The following is a 16,410-nucleotide window of genomic DNA, read 5'->3' on the forward strand; positions in this document are numbered from 1 at the left end:
GAATCGTACGGGGGAGTGCCCAGGCATGATGCCCTGGCAGGTCCGGCATGGGGGTTGTGCCCTTACCTTTGTGTTGGTGATTGGATAGAGAAGGCACCTTGAATCGAGAGTGGATGGCATGAAGATTTACGTAGGTAATCTGTCGTACCGGATGACGGCCGACGAACTGACAACCGTGTTCAGCCAATTTGGGCAGGTAGACAAGGTCGATATCATCATCGATCGCGATACCGGTCAGTCCAAGGGGTTTGGCTTCATTGAAATGCCTGTCAATGGCGAGGCCGAAAAGGCCATCGCCGGTTTGCATGGCACCGAAATCGGTGGCCGTACCATCACAGTCAACCAGGCCAAGCCGAAGACAGATGCACCACGTGGTCGCCCCCAGCGTCATCGCTGAGCTGCCTCGATAACGCAAAACGGCATGGGTTTCCCCATGCCGTTTTTGTTTCTGGCGTTTGCCGGATGAATCAGGGTACGTCGTAACCGAGCGCCGCCTTGCGAATGCGGAACCACTGCTGGCGATTGAGGACGATGGATTCAGCGGCCACGGCGGCGGCGATGCGCTCCCGCTTGCCGGAGCCAATCAGCGGCAGCGGCTGGCTTGGCAGCATCATGACCCAGGCGTAGACCACCTGTTCGATCTGCTCGGCGCCCACTTCCTGGCGGATCTGCTCGAGCTCGGCGCGCAGCGGGGCATATTCGGGAGCCTGGAACAGGCGCCCGCCACCAAGGCAGGACCAGGCCATCGGCTTGATGCGCAGTTGCTGGCATTGGTCCAGGGTACCGTCCAGGGTGGTGCTCTGGTTGAGCGGCGAGATCTCCAGCTGGTTGGTCACCAGCGGGAAGGGCAGGCGCGACTGCAGCAGCTCAAACTGGCTAGGGGTGAAGTTGGAGACCCCGGCATGCTTGATCTTGCCCGCCTGCTTGAGGGTGATGAAGGCATCGGCCACCTCGTCGGCATCCATCAGGGGATCCGGGCGATGGATCAGCAGCAGATCCAGATGGTCGGTGGCGAGCTTTTGCAAGGAGGCCTCGGCACTGGCGATGATGTGCGCCTTGCCGGTGTTGTAGTGATTCAGCGCGTGTTCCGGCTTGGCGGTGAGGGCGATGCCGCACTTGCTGACGATCTCCATCCGGCTGCGCAGAGAGGGTTCAAGGCGCAGGGCGTTACCGAAGGCCTCTTCACACTGGTAGCCACCATAGATGTCGGCGTGATCGATGGTGGTGACCCCCAGATCCAGGTGGTACTTCATCAGATCCAGCAGGGCGTTCGGGGAGAGTTGCCACTCCATCAGACGCCAGTAACCCATGATGAGGCGAGAGAAGGTCGGACCCTGTGGATGCAGGGAGAGGCGGGATACGGACATGGTGGCTCCTTGGCGGATAAGGGAAAAAATGCTGCCAGCATCTTGGTCTCTTCTGGCTGGCAAGGCAATAATGCGGCTTTTGTTAATTCGAACTTTGGTTCTGAAGGGGAAGGAAATGGACGGTTTTGCCGAGCGCTTGCACAGCCTGATCGGGACGGGCAGCATCAGTGCCTTTGCCCGCAAGGTGGGGTTGAGTGAGGCCCTGATCCGTAAATATCTGAAAGGAGCCGAACCCGGACTTGGCAAGGCCAACCAGATTGCCATGGCCGCCAACTGCTCGCTGGAGTGGCTCGCCACCGGCTGCGGCTACCTTTATCGGCAGGCGGAGGTAGTGGACCGAGAAGCGCTGAGCGCCGCCGGCACCCTGTTGCAGGAACAGTTGCCGCAGCAGCGCCTGCCCGCAGAAGACGAGCTGGTTACCCTGCTCGCTTACTACCAGTTCTTGCGCAGTCACAAGCAGGCTGATGGATTTCTGGATCTGGCGCGGGCGCGCGAATTTGGCAAACACCTGCATGAGGCGTGAGCCTGGATGGGGATGGCGGGCAACGGCCGGGGATTATTCTGATACCCTCTAAAGCAGATGAGGGCAGCGGGGAGAGGGAGATGGGCTATCTGATCTTGGGCAGCGGCGGATTGGGCACGGCGCTGGCACATGCGCTATCCGCCCGTGGCGAGGAGCTGGTGCTGGCCGGCAGGCAGCTGCCCAAGGGCGTGGATCCCGCCTGCTATTTTCCGTTGCAGGAAGTGGATGTGCTCTCCTTCGATGCCCTGTTCACCCTCTATGACACGGCGCCGTTGCCGAGCGTGGTGATCAACACCATCGGCCTGCTGCACGACATCAACTTTATGCCGGAGCGGCGGGTGGAGGAGGTCAACCCCAGGTGGCTGTGCGACAGCTTGCTGGCCAACGCCTGGCCGCAGCTGGCTCTGGCCGCCTGCCTGAGCCGCCGGATGACGGCGGATACCCGCCTCTGGCTCTGCACTCTCTCCGATCTGGCCGGCAGTCTTGGCGCCAACGAGACGGGCAGCCGTTACAGCTACCGGATGAGCAAGGCGGCGCTCAACATGGGGGCAAGAACGCTGGCCCACGAGTGGCGGGAGCGCTTCCCCGCCGCCGGGGTTGTCACCGTGCATCCGGGGCTGATGGCCACCCCCATGAATCAACCCTTCCTCGATGAACTGGCGGCCGAGACCCTGCAGGATCCGGCGCTGGTGGCGCCGCGTCTGCTTGATCTCATCAACCAGTTGTCGCCGGTCCAGTCCGGTGGTTTCCTCGACCTGCAGGGCCAGCCGCTGCCCTGGTAAGCCGTCACCGGCTTCACATTCCGGAAACGGCTCGCTTGCCAAGCCAGCTCCTGCTGGCTAACGTCATCCTCCTGCTTCAGGAGGGATGTCATGCGCTATATCGATTTACGAAGTGATACGGTCACCCAGCCCACGGATGCCATGCGTCAGAGCATGCTGCATGCCGAGGTGGGGGATGATGTCTACGGGGAAGATCCCGGCGTCAATGCACTGGAGGCCCGCGGGGCCGAGCTGCTTGGCAAGGAGGCCGCACTGTTTGTCCCCTCGGGCACCATGTCCAATCTGCTGGCGGTGATGAGCCACTGTCAGCGGGGGGAGGGCGCCATCGTGGGTCAGGCGGCCCACATCTATCGCTATGAGGCGCAGGGGAGCGCCGTGCTGGGTTCGGTCGCGCTGCAGGTGGTGCCCATGCAGGCCGATGGTTCGCTGGCAGTGGCCGATGTCGCCGCGGCGATCGCCCCTGATGATGCCCATTTTGTGCAGACCCGGCTGGTTTGCCTGGAAAACACCCATAACGGCAAGGTGCTGCCTCTTCACTACCTGCAGGCGATGCGCAAGTTCGTCGACGAACACGGGTTGCAACTGCATCTGGATGGTGCCCGTTTGTTCAACGCCGCGGTGGCAAGCGGCCATGGGGTAAACGAGCTGGCCGCCCCCTTTGACAGCATCTCCATCTGCCTCTCCAAGGGGCTGGGAGCACCGGTAGGGTCGCTGCTGGTGGGCTCTAGCCCCTTCATCGCCCGCGCCAGACGGCTGCGCAAGATGCTGGGTGGCGGCATGCGTCAGGCGGGGATCCTGGCGCAGGCCGGTCTGTTTGCCCTCGATCAGCATGTGGCCCGGTTGGCGGACGATCACCGCCGTGCCAGACGGCTGGCCGAAGGGTTGGCCGCGTTGCCCGGCATCGAGCTGGATCTCGCGCTGGTGCAGACCAACATGGTATTTCTGCGGCTGGTGAAAGGGGACGGCGAGGCGCTGCTCGCGTTCATGAAGGAGCGGGGGATCCTCTTCTCCGGTTACGGCGAGATGCGGCTGGTGACTCACCTGCAGATCACCGATGACGACATCGACGAGGTGATCGATGCCTTCACAGAGTACCTTGTCGTACGTTAAGGTTCATTCAATCAAACAGGGCGCCAAGGCGCCCTGTTTGATTGTTGAGAAGAAAAAGGGTCACGCCTGGCGCTGGCCGCTCATCAGCATGGCCTCGTCGGTGGCGTCGTAGATCATTACCGCGATGTGAGTCACCTGACCGCCAAAGTCGGCCAGCGGCACCAGCGTCAGGTTCTGGAACATGTGGGGGGCTGAGCCGGTGATGGGGCGGTAGTTGGAAAAACGCAGCAGATAGGGTTTCTGCTCCCAGGTACTGAAGGCGCGGTTGTTGAGCTTGAACACCATGTTGGCCTTGCGCTCGAACCAGGCCCGATCCACATCGGGGAAGAGCTCGAACAGCACGCCATCGCGCACCTCGCCGGCCAATCGGCCGCTGTGGCTCTCCATGAAGCCGTTCCACACCTGCACCTTGTACTCCTTGTCGAGCACCACCAGCCCCACGTCCAGGTTCTGGACTATGTTCATCAGCCAATGAAATTCACGGATTTCCATGGTCACTCCTAGAGCATGTGCATGATTTTGTTGTTCATGGTGGCAATGGAATCTTCGGTAAACAGCAGCTGCAGATCGCACTGCACCGCGTAATCCTGGACCCGGTAGTTGATCTCGATGGCCAGGGTGCGGCGCCAGCGGCTCTTGTTGGTGTTGATGAGCTCGTTGATGGGCCTGTGCTGGCCGAGTACCACAGGATGGCCCTGACTGAAGGGGGTATCGAGCTGGCTGGCATAACCGCGCAAAAAGGCGCCGATCAGCACGTTGGCGGTATCCATCAAGAGCTCCAGCTCGGCGTTGCGATCGAGCACACCCTGATGGTTCATCAGCCGGGCCAGATCCTTGAAGCTGGAGTCGTGGAACAGGATCAGCGCCTCGCCGGCGATACCGGCGCCGATGAAGCCCTGGCAGACAGCGGAGAGGGTATCCGAGTCGGCGGCGGCCGAGAGGGCCATGTGCAGCTCGGACACTTCCAGCACGTTGACGTTGGGAATGGGCAGCACCACGAAGGCGTTGAGCAGGCGGGCCAGCAGGTCGGCGGCCTGGCCCATGGAGACGTTGGCGAGCTCCTGATAGACGTCGCGCACCTCGGGGCTGATCTTGATGCCAGAATCCAGACTGCCGACATCACTGACACTCTGGCCGGCGGGCCGGGTGTCATGTGCTGTGGCAGCACCTTTGGCCTGCCACAGATCATGCTGTTTCAGCAGGGCGCTGAGGGTTTCCGGTGCGGCGGGTTTCTTGATGAAATCCAGCGCTCCCAGCCCCATCACCCGCTGATAGGCTTCCGGCTGGATATCACCTGAGACCACGAAGACCTTGTTGCGCAGCCCCTCCCGCTGGAGGGTCTCCAGCACGCCGTAGCCATCCATTTCCGGCATGGTCAGGTCGAGAAAGATCAGATCCCCATGACCCATCAGCACCTGCTCTATCCCTTCCAGCCCGTTGGCGGCGTAATGCAGCGTCACGTCCCAGTCGGCGGGAAGGGCGCGGGCCAGCTGTTTACGGGCGAATCCTGAGTCATCACATATCAATACATTCATAGTGTTAGGCTGGCCTGGTCAACGAGGATTGCTATAAGTGTGGCCCGCCAACGGTCAGATGCAATGGGACAGGCTGGTCGCCGGTGAAAATTGGTTGTCCCATTGGCGATTCCGGTAGCGTGCTGAATATTTTTCAACAAATTCAGCAAACATCTTAACACGCAGCGGGGCAAACTGAGGCTGGCAGCGCAACATATAGAAGGGCCGGTTGCCGGTTTTCCAGTCGGGCAGTACCGGGACCAGCTGCTCATCCTGCAGGAAGGGATGCACGTAGTGGAGCGGGGCATTGACGATCCCCAGGTGGCGCCTGGCCGCCCGGACGGCAGCCTGGGTCTGGTTGACGGTCAGTTTGGCGGTGCGCTTGATCTGTACCGTCTGCTCGTCCCGATCGGTCAACTGCCAGTGCTGGTGTGGCCAGCAGTAGATCAGCGCGTGCTCTTCCAGCTGGGCGGGATGTGCCGGAGTGCCCATCTTCTCCAGATAGAGCGGGGAGGCAAACAGGCCGTATTCGATGTGGCCAAGGCAGAGTGCATTGGGCAAGGATTGTGGCAGCTCGCCGTTGAAGAACACCAGATCCCGGTCGTTGTCGAACAGATGCTGGTGGTCATTGGTCTGGGTAATGTCGAACTGCACCTCGGGGTAGTGCAGGCCAAAGTCCGCCAGCATGTCGACCAGGATGGTGTTGGAGAGGGCGATGGGGGCCGCCAGACGGATCACCCCGTTGATGTCGGCCTCTTTGCCCTGGATCTCGCCGGTGGCCTGCTCGATTGCGGCCAACGGGGTGCACAGGCGCTCGTAGTAGCGCAGCCCTTCGTCGGTGAGGCGGAGTTTGCGGGTGGATCTGTGTAGCAAGGAGCAGCCAAGCTGATCTTCCAGCTGAGAAATACGTCGACTGATGGTGCCGGTTGGCATGCCCAGTGCGGCTGCCGCGTGGGAGAAGCCTCCCTCTTGCACCACCTTGACGAACAGATAGAACTCTTCGATGTACTTCATAAGCGGTGTTCTGGGTGTAACAAGCCAGTGACCTTAAGAAGAGGCGCCCGCCTTGGCAAGCTCAATCCGGCGTTTAATTGATCTGGATTAGATTCGACTCCCGCTGATACTGGTGCAGCAGCCGGACAAATTCGACCGGATCCCGGTCAAGGCTGTTGTCCGGCACCAGCAGATCGTAGCCGAGCAGCTCGCGCAGCCGGGTCATGCGGTTGGCCAGCATGGCGATCACCCCCTCATAGCGCTGGCCGGAGGGAGAGCGAAAATGGCTCTCCTCCAGCAATCCCTCGCCCTGAAAGGCACAAGCACAACCCCCGCTGCTGCAGGCCGGTTGTTCGCTGCGCAGTGCCTGCAGCAAGACGCTGCGTTGCTCGGTCAGCAGGCGTACTGCCAATCTGGGTGTGATCAATGTCAAAAAATCGTCGTAATCTTTTATTTTCAAACCGATATAGGGCAGGGGGACCAGATCCCAGCCCAGATGAATGCGTGGCTGGTCTATTCGCTGAATATTTCTCCATTTCAGGATCCAACCGCCGTATTTATGGTGATATTGCAGACAATCGTGACAGAGCGAGAGACTGAAGTGAGGCTCAATCAGCTTCAATGAGCCGATAAATATCATCATCAGACCCGCCAGCAGGCCGGAGACGAGGGGGATTAGTGGTTGTTCACCGAATAAAAAAAGTATAAAAATCATAGCAATGGTTACTATGATGCCCAACAATACCAACGTGAGTCCGTTTTTTCTGACCATGGGTTTCACATGTAGCGTTTTCATATGAAGTCAGCCCTTTGCGCATGCTTGTTTCACATTATGGGCTGGATCCGATTTTGTACCAGCACCGGGTGCCCGGGAGGGCCCTCCGTCGCTGGGTTTCCCTGTGATCACACATCATGAATCACCATATTAGATGAATACGCTAGACGAACGGTTATTGAACGGGATGGATGTGCTGCATACCCCAATCTGGGTTTATGACATCCGGCATCACCACATCTATTGGGCCAATCGCGCCGCCTTGAGCGTGTGGGAAGCGAGCTCGCTGGGCGAACTGCAATCGCGCGACTTCTCGGCCGACATGGCACAGGCCATCGATCTGCTGCTGCAGCGTTACCTCGGGGATTTCCAGCAGGGGCGCAGCTACAGCGAGTGGTGGACCCTCTCCCCCAAGGGGGTCAAGAAGCAGATCTACCTGCGCCTCTCCGGCATCCAGCTGGCGGGGCGGCTGATGATGATGACCGAGGCGGTGATCGACGCCGATACCCTCTATCAGGAGTCCTCGCTCGCCACCGGCGATACCCTGGCCTGTCTGTTTGACAATCAGGGCCAGCTGGAGAGCGGCAACCACCATTTCGACATGTGTTTCGGCAACCAGATCCGCTACCTCTCCCAGCTCTTCTCCGGCAATGACGAGGCTTTCTACCAGAAGCTCTCCCGCCTCGATGAAGTGGTGGCCGAGGGGGAGTGCCGCACCCTCAAGGGGATGCGCTGGTTTCAGTACCAGTTTCGCCACATTCAGCAGGGGGCGCAGATCCTGCTCACCATGCGCGACATCACCGACCGCAAGCTGGAAGAGCTGGAGCACCGCCACCTGGCGTGGCATGACTCGCTGACCGGCCTGCTCAACCGCTATGGTCTGATGAAATCGCTGGAGGCCTATTGCGGGCTGGGCGGGCGTTTTGCGCTGGTGTTCATGGACTTGGACAATTTCAAGCTGGTCAACGACAACTACGGCCACAAGGCCGGTGATCGGCTGCTGGAGCGGGTTGCCGGTCGGCTCAAGCAGATCTGTCCGCGCGATGTGGAGCTGGCCCGGCTCGGTGGCGACGAATTCACTGCCCTGGTGCCGCTCAGCCACTCGAGCGATCGGGCGCAGGAGGTGGCCGACCTCATGCTCTCCCAGATGACCAAGCCGCTGCAGCTGAGCGGGGTGCCCGAGGTAACCATCGGCGGCAGCATCGGCATCGCCATCTATCCGGACGATGCGGACGATGGCGACAACCTCATCACCCGCGCCGACATGGCCATGTACCAGGCCAAGCAGATGGGCCGGCTGCGCTGGCAGCGCTTCACCCCCAGCATGCAGCAGACTCTGCATCGTAAGCTGACCCTGAAGCAGTTCTTGGCCAAGGCCATCGGGCGGGGGGAGCTTAGCCTCTGCTACCAGCCTCAGGTGGATGTGGCGCAGGGCAAGCTGCTCGGGTACGAGGCGCTGCTGCGCTGGCACAATCCCGTACTGGGCCACGTCTCGCCGGTGGAGTTCATTCCGCTAGCGGAAGAAATGGGGCTGATCCGCGAGATAGGCAGCTGGGTGCTGTCGACGGCGCTGGCCCAGATGGCCCACTGGCAACGGGAGTGGCGGGTAAATGTGCCGGTGTCGGTCAATCTCTCCGGCTTCCAGCTCTCTTCCGCCCTGCCTGAACTGGTGGCCCAGCAGCTCAAGGAGTTCGGGGTGGCGGCCAGCCTGCTGACGCTGGAGCTGACCGAGACGGTATTGATGCTGGACATGAAGGGGTGCATCGAAATCCTCGACGCCCTGAGCGCGCAGGGGATCAAGATTGCCATCGATGATTTCGGTACCGGCTACTCGTCGCTGGCCTATCTCAACCGGCTGCCCATCGACACCATCAAGCTGGATCGCTCCTTCGTGGTGGGCCTCAACCTGCCGGTGATCCGCGCCACCGTCGCCATGGCCACCAGCCTGGGTCTTGGCATCATGGCCGAAGGGGTGGAAGACGAGCACGAGCTCGCCGCCCTGCGCACCCAGGGCTGCCACGTGTTTCAGGGGTTCCTGTTCAGCAAGCCGATGACGGTGGCGCAGGTGGAAGAGAGCCGTTTCATGGTCAGCTGCAAGGCCGGCCGCTATCCGCTGGCAGGCTAGCGGATTACTCTGTGGCGGTGTTAATGCGAGGGGCCTTGGGCTCCTCGCTGTTTTTGGGTAGAGTGTGGGATTCGTCTCTGGAGGCAACATGAACCCGACTCTCGACCTTATTCTCGCCCATCGCTCCATTCGTCAATTCACCGCCGAACCCATCACCGACATTCAGCTCGACCAGATCCTGAGCGCGGCCCAGGCCGCTTCCAGCTCCAGCTTCCTGCAGGCCAACAGCATCATCCGGGTGACCGACAAGGCACTGCGCAGCCGACTGGCCGAACTGGCGGGACACCAGGCCTATGTGGCCCAGGCCGCCGAGTTCCTGCTGTTTTGCGCCGACTACCATCGCCACTGCGAAGTGGTGCCGGATGCCCAGACCGGCTTTGTGGAGCAGCTGCTGATCGGTGCTATCGACGGCGCCCTGATGGCCCAGAATGCCCTGTTGGCAGCCCAGTCCATGGGTCTTGGCGGCGTCTATATCGGCGGGATCCGCAACAACCCGGCCGCCGTGAGTGAGGCGGTGGGGCTGCCACATCAGGTGATCCCGCTGTTCGGCCTCTGCCTCGGCCACCCCGCCCAGGCACCCGAACAGAAACCCCGCCTGCCTCGGGCTCTGGTGGTGCATGAAAACCGTTATGAGACCGAACTGGATCGCGATCTCCTTGCCGGCTACGACCAGCAGATCGAGGCTTACTACCAGTCCCGCAGCAGCAACAACAAGCAGCAGAGCTGGAGCGGCCAGATCCGGGGCATCCTGGGCAAGGAGGCGCGCCCCTTTATGCAGGATTTCCTGCGATCCAGGGGGTTCAACCTCAAGTAATGGGCTCGATGGGCGATACTAAGGGGTAATGGCGGTGTCGCCAGCGCCGCGTGATCCTGGCTCTCCCTGATGCTCTTGTTCGTCTGGGCACAACAAATCGGGGGCAAGCTCCGCGCTGCGGACTACCTTAACTAGGTAAGCTGTTGTAGGATCACGCAATTGGATTGGGACAGGAGTTTGGACTTCCTATGATTTTAACCCTGGTATTGCTGTCTATTGGCGCACTCCTGTTTCTGGTCATCGCCTATAACGTGGTGCAGCAATATAAGCAGAAGGCTGAGGCCGACAAGCGTCACGCCATCGCCCGCCACAAGTCAGTGGTGGATGAAACCGAAGAGATGCTGCTCAACGTCAACCTGGTGCCCTTCTCCAAGAACATAGTGTTGCTGCTGCAGCACCGGATCCTCGATGCCTATCGCGCCATCGCCCTGGTGATGCCGAGCGGCCAGATCAAGCAGCGCATTGCCGACGTGCAGACCCAGATCAAGAACGTGCAGGAGAACTACAGCAGCCAGGATGAGGGGCACTTCAAGACCCCGGAGTCGGATCGCCAGGCCATCCAGATGCTGCAGCTGGTCAAGAAGATGCGGGCCGTGCTGCGGGTCGAACACAACAAGGGCAAGATAGATCCGCAGGGCTTTGCCCAGGAGGATCGCCGCCTCGAGCTGATGCAGCTCAAGATCAACATTGCCAACCTGGTGAAACGGGCCATGGATGCCCAGATCCAGGGGCAGTTCGGCACCTGCCGGCAGCTCTACACCAAGGGGCTTTCGGCCCTGGCCAGCGTCACCGAAAAGGATCCCTACCTGATGGCCCGTGAAGAGGACATGCGGCAGGGTCTGGCCGGACTCGATGCCCATCTGCAGGAGCACAGCGAGAAAGAGCTGCAGAGCATCAAGGACAAAGAGGCGGACGAGCTGGACGTCCTGTTCCAACCCAAGAAGAAATGGTGATTATGTCGCACTCACTCGATACCACACTGGGGCCGATGGCCCCATTTGTTTGCCAGCTGTTGACCGAGCTGGAGGCCCTCGCCATCCATCCCGCCGCCATCGAGGTCGACCACCTCTGCTACCGGGCCGCCACCTTGCCGGAGTACCAAGCCCTGAAGGCACAACTGGCAAGCCATGGTGACCTGCTGGTGGAGGGGATGATCGGCGGACGGCCTATTGCCACCTACCGCCTGCATCAACCGGTGCCCCACACCCACGGCATCGTGCCCTGCATCGAGCTGGCGGCGCCCAAACCGGGTCGCAGCCACCAGGCGGGACTGGAACATATCGAACTGGTGGTGCCTTCGCTGGATGCCTTGCTGGCGGCCCATCCCGAGGTGTCCTTCAAAACCGGCAACCTGCGCGATGAGCGCAATCCTGACGTGGCGGTGATGCTGGCCTCGGGGCAGATCAAATTTCATCTGCGCACCTTGGCCGAGGTGATTGAAGAAGAGCTGGCAAGCGGCGCCGTGGTGCCGGTGCCTACCGGCTACTACGACCAAGATTGATGAGACGGGGCTGCTTGATTGGCCCCGTTTCATAGCCGAGATAGCGTCAGGGATGGCAGATGCGGGGGCGGGCGGGGCGCCCCTTCAAGTGGCCGAGCCAGAGGCTCAACCCCGCCGTGATGACCAGTACCAGCTCGATGCCGAGCACCAAGCCCCCGAGTCCCCCCTGTTCCCAGAAAGGGTGCAGATAGAGCCCGCCCAGACTGGCTCCCAGATAGTAACCCACCAGATAGAGTGACGAGGCGAGCGCCCGGTTGTGTTCCACGTGCTGACCGACCCAGGCGCTGGCGCAGGCGTGGGCAAGGAAAAAGCCGAAGCTCGAGATAAGCAGGCCCGACAGGATCGCGCCGAGCGAGCCGCCCAGCAGCAGGGCGCTGCCGAGCGCCATCAGGGCTATGCCGACCAGCAGCAGGCGCTGCGCCCCCCAACGGTGGGCGCAGCGGCCGCTGAGGGAGGAGGCCACCGTCCCCGACAGATAGGTCAGAAACAGCATGCCGAGCCACTGGGTAGGCAAGGAGAAGGGGGGCTGGCCAGCAGGAAGGTGAGGTAGCTGTATTGGTTCAGAAACACCATGAAGTTGAGGCCGCCGATGAGGTAGGCTCCCACCAGCAGCGGGTTGCCGAGGTGGCTGGTGATGGCCTGGCGAAACTGGCCCGGCTTGGCGATGACGGGCACGAAACGGGTCTGGGCCGGCAGCAGCCAGATGACCAGGGGCAGCAACGCCAGGCTGATGAGGCCGATGCCGAGAAAAGTGTGCTGCCAGTCGCCAAACCAGCCGGCCAGCAGACCGCCGACCACCCGGCCGGCGATGCCCCCCAGCGAGTTGGCGGCGATGTAGACCCCGACGGCGGAGAGCAGGGCCCGCTTGCTGAATTCTTCCCCCATGTAGGCGATGGCGGTGGCGGGCAGCCCCGCCAGCAGGACCCCCTGCAGGATCCGCAGCAGCAGCAGCTGTTCAAACTGACTGACCAGGCTGATGAGCAGGGAGAGCAGGATGGCGCCAGCCAGACTCCATAGCATGATCCGGCGCCGGCCGAAGCGATCCGCCAGCCGGGCGCAGACGAGCAGCGAGACGGCGAGCCCAGCGGTGCAGCCGGCCAGGGTCCAGCCGGCCGACAGAGAGCTGACGGAGAACACCTCGGCCAGCAGCGGCAGCAGGGGATGGGTCTGGTAGAGGTTGAGAAACACCAGGAAGGAACCCAGGCTCAGGGCCAGGGTGGCGCGGATCCATTCACGACTACCGACTTCGATCATATGCAATTGTCCTGACAGCTTTGTTGCAGGTTAGTGCGCGCCAGAACATAAATATAATATATTTAAGTTATCCATCTGATAAATTGAATTGATATGGACCTGAAACAGCTCACCTATCTGCTGGCGGTGCGGGATGCCGGCTCTTTTACCAAGGCGGCCAACGGGTTGCACGTGGCGCAGCCCGCCATCAGCATGGCCATCGCCAAGCTGGAGCAGCAGCTCGAGCTGCGCTTGTTCGACCGCCAGGATCGCAACGTGCGGCTCACCCCGGAGGGGGAGGTGCTCTGCCGCCATGCCGAGCGCCTGCTGCGCCAGATGCATCAGGCCGAGGCCGAGATGGCCGAGCTCAAGGGGCTGGAGCGCGGAGAGGTGCGCATCGGCATCCCCTACATGATGGGCTCCTATTATTTTCCGCCGATCCTGATGGCCTTCAAGCATCGTTACCCCGGCCTCAAGATCCGGGTGGAGGAGGCGGGTACTCGCGAGCTATTGAGCCGCATGGTGGACGGCTCGCTGGATCTCGCCATCCTCATCACCAGCGATCTGCCGCCGGCGCTGGAGGGGGCCCAGCTGCTGCGTGAAGAGATGTTGATGGTGGTGGGGGAGGAGCATCCGCTGCGCCAGGCCCGGAGCGTGTCGCTGAGCGAGTTCTTCAGCCAGGAGCTGGCGATGTTTCGCCGCGGCTTCTATCACCGCGAGCACATGGAAGCGCTGGCCCAGGGGCTGGGCTGCGAGCCCGACATCGCCTTTGAGAGCAACCTCATCCCGCTGCTCAAGGCGGTGGTAAAGCAGGGTTTTGCGGTAACCACCTTCTTGCGAATGGCGTTGGACGAAGAGCCTGCCCTGACCGGGATCCCGTTTGCCCCCCCGATCTTTCTCGATCTCTGCGTGGCGTGGCGGCGTGGGGATCCGCTCTCCATGGCCAATCGCGCCTTGCGGGATTTTTTGCTGGCGCAGGCACAGCCATAAATGGCCAAGAAGGAAGGGCTATCAGGCAAAAGTTTGTTAGTATTAGTTCAAGTCGCCTTTAGAGCCTAACATCATGAAACTCCAACAATTGCGTTATATCGTTGAGGTTGCCAACCACAGACTGAACGTGTCGGCAACGGCAGAGAGCCTCTACACCTCTCAGCCAGGGATCAGCAAACAGGTGCGCATGCTGGAAGATGAGCTGGGGATCCAGATTTTCGAGCGCAGCGGCAAACATCTGACCCAGATCACCCCGGCTGGGCGGGACGTGATCAAGATTGCCAACGAGATCCTGGGCAAGGTGGAGAGCATCAAATCGGTGGCGAGTCAGCACACTCACCCCGAGCAGGGTACGCTCCACATTGCGACCACCCACACCCAGGCCCGTTATGCGCTGCCTGACGTGATCAAGGGCTTCATCAAGCGCTTTCCCAAAGTCTCCCTGCACATGCACCAGGGTACGCCGACCCAGATCAGCGAAGCCGTGGTCAAGGGCCAAGCCGACTTTGCCATCGCCACCGAGGCGCTGCACCTGTACGAAGATCTCATCATGCTGCCCTGCTACCACTGGAACCGCAGTGTGATCGTGCCCAAGGGCCACCCGCTGACCCAGGTTGGCAAGCTCTCCATCGCCGACATCGCCCGCTTCCCGCTGGTGACCTATGTGTTCGGCTTTACCGGCCGCTCCGAACTCGACACCGCCTTCAACCGGGCCGGTTTTGAACCCAACATCGTCTTTACTGCCACGGATGCGGACGTGATCAAGACCTATGTCCGGCTGGGGGTGGGGATCGGCGTGATGGCGACCATGGCGCTGGATCCCCAGGTCGATACCGATCTGGTGGCGCTGGATGCCAGCCACCTGTTTGCCCACAGTACCACCAAGATCGGCTTTCGCAAGGGCTCCTTCCTGCGTACCTACATGTATGACTTCATGACCCGTTTTGCCCCGCATCTGACCCGGGACGTGGTGGAGCGGGCTATCGCACTGCGCTCCAGCGACGACGTGGATGCCATGTTTGCCGATATCGAGCTGCCCATCCGCTAGCGCCGCGGCGATCTAGAGCAACAAAAAACGCCTCCCGATGGGAGGCGTTTTTCATGGCGACGAGCGGCGAGGCGGGATCACTTCTTGAACATGTGATCCAGCTTGTTGGCCTTGGTCGAGAGGTAGAACTCGTTGTGGGGATTGCGCCCTTCCTGCAGGGGGACCCGCTCCGCCACCGGAATGCCGAAGGATTCCATCGCCTTCATCTTGCGCGGGTTGTTGGTCATCAACTTGAGGGATTTCACCTCCAGCTGCTTGAGCATGTCGGCGCAGATGGTGTAGTCGCGCATGTCGGCGGCAAAACCGAGCGCCACGTTGGCCTCGACGGTGTCGGCGCCCTGATCCTGCAGATGATAGGCCCGGATCTTGTTGAGCAGGCCGATGCCGCGCCCTTCCTGACGCACGTACAGCAAGACGCCACGGCCTGCCTTGGCGATGTTTTCCAATGCAGCCTGCAGCTGGAAGCCGCAGTCGCAACGCAGACTGAACAGGGCATCGCCGGTCAGGCACTCGGAGTGAATGCGGCCCAGCACCGGCTCATCGCCCGTGATATCGCCCATCACCAGTGCGGCGTGATCCTTGCCGGTGCCGGTTTCCTGAAAGCCTACCAGCGTGAAAGTGCCCCAGGGGGTCGGCAACTTGGATTTGGCCACGAGGGTAACGCTGCTCATAGGTTGCTCCTTACTACAGCTGCTTAAAAAGGGCGGCCAGTTTAGCGCGCCTTGTGCGGAACAACCATAAGAACAAAACCTTGCATAACTTAATGGTTTGCTTGGCGGTACACAAAGAGGACAGTTGCGACTGGTTTTGCGCAAATGTGTGCCACGACGACTGCCAGGCTCGGCACATTTGGGTATAATCGGCGCCCATTACCCCATCCCTCCCGGGATGTGTGCAACAAGTGTGCAGGAGAGATGTTATGCCGCAGATGGCCCCCGTGATGACAATTGATGGCCCGAGTGGTGCAGGCAAGGGCACCCTGTGTCAGTTGCTGGCTGAAAAACTGGGTTGGCACCTGCTCGATTCCGGCGCCATCTATCGGGTGCTGGCCCTGGCCGCCCTGCATCACGATGTAGAGCTCGATGCCGAAGCTGCGCTGGTTCCCCTGGCTGCCAATCTGGACGTGCAGTTCCAGGTCGATGCCGAGCAGGTGAAAGTCGTGCTGGAAGGGGAGGATGTCTCCCGTACCATCCGTACCGAGGAAGTGGGCAATGCCGCCAGTAAAATCGCCGCCTTCCCGCGGGTGCGCGAAGCCCTGCTGCGTCGTCAGCGTGCATTTCGTCAGGCACCGGGTCTGATCGCCGACGGTCGTGACATGGGCACAGTGGTTTTCCCGGAAGCCGAGGTGAAGATTTTCCTCGACGCCAGCGCCGAAGAACGGGCTGCTCGCCGCTATAAGCAGTTGCAAGATAAGGGCTTTGATGTTAACTTTGAGCGTCTTTTAACCGAGATTCGGGAACGTGACGATCGCGACAGAAATCGCGCCGTTGCCCCCCTTAAACCGGCAGAAGATGCTCTCGTGGTGGATTCAACCGCCATGTCCATAGACGAAGTACTGGTAACGGTGCTTGCCTATGCAGAGCAACAACTTGGTGATGTCAGTACAAACTGATGTCAGTCGTCTGCACCATGGAT

The 16,410-nt window shown here is 61.0% G+C and carries 17 protein-coding genes and 1 pseudogene; 11 read left to right on the forward strand and 7 right to left on the reverse strand.

Features of this window, described 5'->3' with window-relative positions; translation table 11 throughout:
• Nucleotides 1-118: 118 nt before the first annotated feature.
• Nucleotides 119-397: an RNA-binding protein gene (locus E5E97_RS14030; protein ID WP_026080382.1), complete on the forward strand. Its 279-nt coding sequence runs from the start codon at nt 119-121 to the stop codon at nt 395-397.
• 70 nt (nt 398-467) lie between these two features.
• Here the strand turns inward: E5E97_RS14030 and E5E97_RS14035 are convergent, their stop codons facing one another.
• Nucleotides 468-1,367 carry an aldo/keto reductase family oxidoreductase gene (locus E5E97_RS14035; RefSeq protein WP_118881429.1) on the reverse strand — a complete coding sequence of 300 codons (900 nt, stop codon included), beginning with the start codon at nt 1,365-1,367 and terminating at the stop codon, nt 468-470.
• Nucleotides 1,368-1,482: 115 nt separating this feature from the next.
• Between E5E97_RS14035 and E5E97_RS14040 the strand changes: the two genes are divergently transcribed.
• The 3 genes from E5E97_RS14040 (at nt 1,483) to ltaE (ending at nt 3,782) form a co-directional block, all read left to right on the forward strand.
• Complete coding sequence (locus E5E97_RS14040) at nt 1,483-1,890, forward strand: helix-turn-helix transcriptional regulator (RefSeq protein ID WP_039214920.1); 408 nt, start codon at nt 1,483-1,485, stop codon at nt 1,888-1,890.
• Between the two features lie 80 nt (nt 1,891-1,970).
• Nucleotides 1,971-2,672, forward strand: a complete 702-nt coding sequence (locus tag E5E97_RS14045; RefSeq protein ID WP_118881428.1) for an SDR family oxidoreductase — start codon at nt 1,971-1,973, stop codon at nt 2,670-2,672.
• A gap of 90 nt (nt 2,673-2,762) precedes the next feature.
• Entirely contained in the window at nt 2,763-3,782 is a 1,020-nt protein-coding gene (ltaE, locus tag E5E97_RS14050; RefSeq protein ID WP_101615391.1) for a low-specificity L-threonine aldolase, read from the forward strand.
• 60 nt (nt 3,783-3,842) lie between these two features.
• Here ltaE and E5E97_RS14055 read toward each other — a convergent pair whose 3' ends face one another.
• From E5E97_RS14055 to E5E97_RS14070, 4 genes are all read right to left on the reverse strand, one after another.
• Complete coding sequence (locus E5E97_RS14055) at nt 3,843-4,274, reverse strand: PAS domain-containing protein (RefSeq protein WP_005346525.1); 432 nt, start codon at nt 4,272-4,274, stop codon at nt 3,843-3,845.
• A gap of 8 nt (nt 4,275-4,282) precedes the next feature.
• Nucleotides 4,283-5,317 carry a response regulator gene (locus tag E5E97_RS14060; protein ID WP_171280453.1) on the reverse strand — a complete coding sequence of 345 codons (1,035 nt, stop codon included), beginning with the start codon at nt 5,315-5,317 and terminating at the stop codon, nt 4,283-4,285.
• A 54-nt stretch (nt 5,318-5,371) separates the two neighbouring features.
• On the reverse strand, nt 5,372-6,310 hold the full coding sequence (locus tag E5E97_RS14065) for a LysR family transcriptional regulator (protein WP_118881426.1): 939 nt from the start codon (nt 6,308-6,310) through the stop codon (nt 5,372-5,374).
• Nucleotides 6,311-6,383: 73 nt separating this feature from the next.
• Nucleotides 6,384-7,085: a DUF2982 domain-containing protein gene (locus E5E97_RS14070; protein ID WP_041218153.1), complete on the reverse strand. Its 702-nt coding sequence runs from the start codon at nt 7,083-7,085 to the stop codon at nt 6,384-6,386.
• A 166-nt stretch (nt 7,086-7,251) separates the two neighbouring features.
• Between E5E97_RS14070 and E5E97_RS14075 the strand changes: the two genes are divergently transcribed.
• The 4 genes from E5E97_RS14075 to E5E97_RS14090 all read left to right on the forward strand — a co-directional run bounded on the left by E5E97_RS14075 (nt 7,252) and on the right by E5E97_RS14090 (nt 11,504).
• Nucleotides 7,252-9,189: a bifunctional diguanylate cyclase/phosphodiesterase gene (locus E5E97_RS14075; RefSeq protein ID WP_016350432.1), complete on the forward strand. Its 1,938-nt coding sequence runs from the start codon at nt 7,252-7,254 to the stop codon at nt 9,187-9,189.
• 88 nt (nt 9,190-9,277) lie between these two features.
• The gene (nfsA, locus tag E5E97_RS14080; RefSeq protein ID WP_171280454.1) at nt 9,278-10,003 is read left to right on the forward strand and encodes an oxygen-insensitive NADPH nitroreductase; all 726 of its coding nucleotides are present in this window, start codon (nt 9,278-9,280) and stop codon (nt 10,001-10,003) included.
• Between the two features lie 188 nt (nt 10,004-10,191).
• Nucleotides 10,192-10,956 carry a DNA repair protein gene (locus E5E97_RS14085; RefSeq protein WP_042064367.1) on the forward strand — a complete coding sequence of 255 codons (765 nt, stop codon included), beginning with the start codon at nt 10,192-10,194 and terminating at the stop codon, nt 10,954-10,956.
• A complete protein-coding gene (locus E5E97_RS14090; protein WP_162901965.1) occupies nt 10,950-11,504 on the forward strand; it encodes a VOC family protein in 555 nt (184 codons plus the stop codon). Before E5E97_RS14085 ends, E5E97_RS14090 begins: the two co-directional genes overlap by 7 nt.
• 46 nt (nt 11,505-11,550) lie before the next feature.
• Here E5E97_RS14090 and E5E97_RS14095 read toward each other — a convergent pair.
• Nucleotides 11,551-12,758, reverse strand: a pseudogene (locus E5E97_RS14095) (MFS transporter).
• A 93-nt stretch (nt 12,759-12,851) separates the two neighbouring features.
• On the opposite strand from E5E97_RS14095, the gene E5E97_RS14100 reads away from it, so the two are divergent.
• Nucleotides 12,852-13,727, forward strand: a complete 876-nt coding sequence (locus E5E97_RS14100; protein WP_010634255.1) for a LysR family transcriptional regulator — start codon at nt 12,852-12,854, stop codon at nt 13,725-13,727.
• Between the two features lie 73 nt (nt 13,728-13,800).
• Nucleotides 13,801-14,775, forward strand: coding sequence for an HTH-type transcriptional regulator CysB (cysB, locus tag E5E97_RS14105; protein ID WP_010634254.1), 975 nt, complete (start codon nt 13,801-13,803; stop codon nt 14,773-14,775).
• Between the two features lie 77 nt (nt 14,776-14,852).
• Here the strand turns inward: cysB and ribA are convergent, their stop codons facing one another.
• Nucleotides 14,853-15,446: a GTP cyclohydrolase II gene (gene ribA, locus E5E97_RS14110; protein ID WP_010634253.1), complete on the reverse strand. Its 594-nt coding sequence runs from the start codon at nt 15,444-15,446 to the stop codon at nt 14,853-14,855.
• 248 nt (nt 15,447-15,694) lie between these two features.
• Between ribA and cmk the strand changes: the two genes are divergently transcribed.
• Entirely contained in the window at nt 15,695-16,387 is a 693-nt protein-coding gene (gene cmk, locus E5E97_RS14115; protein WP_011705689.1) for a (d)CMP kinase, read from the forward strand.
• Nucleotides 16,388-16,410: the final 23 nt, after the last annotated feature.

The sequence above is a fragment of the Aeromonas sp. 2692-1 genome (genome assembly GCF_013085505.1).
In the GTDB taxonomy this organism is placed as follows: Bacteria; Pseudomonadota; Gammaproteobacteria; order Enterobacterales; family Aeromonadaceae; genus Aeromonas; species Aeromonas hydrophila.

Coding starts and splice junctions, on each gene's coding strand:
- E5E97_RS14065 (WP_118881426.1), bottom strand. CDS start 6,310: ATGAAGTACATCGAAGAGTTCTATCTGTTCGTCAAGGTGGTGCAAGAG.
- ltaE (WP_101615391.1), top strand. CDS start 2,763: ATGCGCTATATCGATTTACGAAGTGATACGGTCACCCAGCCCACGGAT.
- E5E97_RS14075 (WP_016350432.1), top strand. CDS start 7,252: ATGGATGTGCTGCATACCCCAATCTGGGTTTATGACATCCGGCATCAC.
- E5E97_RS14100 (WP_010634255.1), top strand. CDS start 12,852: ATGGACCTGAAACAGCTCACCTATCTGCTGGCGGTGCGGGATGCCGGC.
- E5E97_RS14030 (WP_026080382.1), top strand. CDS start 119: ATGAAGATTTACGTAGGTAATCTGTCGTACCGGATGACGGCCGACGAA.
- E5E97_RS14045 (WP_118881428.1), top strand. CDS start 1,971: ATGGGCTATCTGATCTTGGGCAGCGGCGGATTGGGCACGGCGCTGGCA.
- E5E97_RS14035 (WP_118881429.1), bottom strand. CDS start 1,367: ATGTCCGTATCCCGCCTCTCCCTGCATCCACAGGGTCCGACCTTCTCT.
- E5E97_RS14090 (WP_162901965.1), top strand. CDS start 10,950: ATGGTGATTATGTCGCACTCACTCGATACCACACTGGGGCCGATGGCC.
- nfsA (WP_171280454.1), top strand. CDS start 9,278: ATGAACCCGACTCTCGACCTTATTCTCGCCCATCGCTCCATTCGTCAA.
- E5E97_RS14060 (WP_171280453.1), bottom strand. CDS start 5,317: ATGAATGTATTGATATGTGATGACTCAGGATTCGCCCGTAAACAGCTG.
- E5E97_RS14055 (WP_005346525.1), bottom strand. CDS start 4,274: ATGGAAATCCGTGAATTTCATTGGCTGATGAACATAGTCCAGAACCTG.
- E5E97_RS14040 (WP_039214920.1), top strand. CDS start 1,483: ATGGACGGTTTTGCCGAGCGCTTGCACAGCCTGATCGGGACGGGCAGC.
- ribA (WP_010634253.1), bottom strand. CDS start 15,446: ATGAGCAGCGTTACCCTCGTGGCCAAATCCAAGTTGCCGACCCCCTGG.
- cysB (WP_010634254.1), top strand. CDS start 13,801: ATGAAACTCCAACAATTGCGTTATATCGTTGAGGTTGCCAACCACAGA.
- cmk (WP_011705689.1), top strand. CDS start 15,695: ATGCCGCAGATGGCCCCCGTGATGACAATTGATGGCCCGAGTGGTGCA.
- E5E97_RS14085 (WP_042064367.1), top strand. CDS start 10,192: ATGATTTTAACCCTGGTATTGCTGTCTATTGGCGCACTCCTGTTTCTG.
- E5E97_RS14070 (WP_041218153.1), bottom strand. CDS start 7,085: ATGAAAACGCTACATGTGAAACCCATGGTCAGAAAAAACGGACTCACG.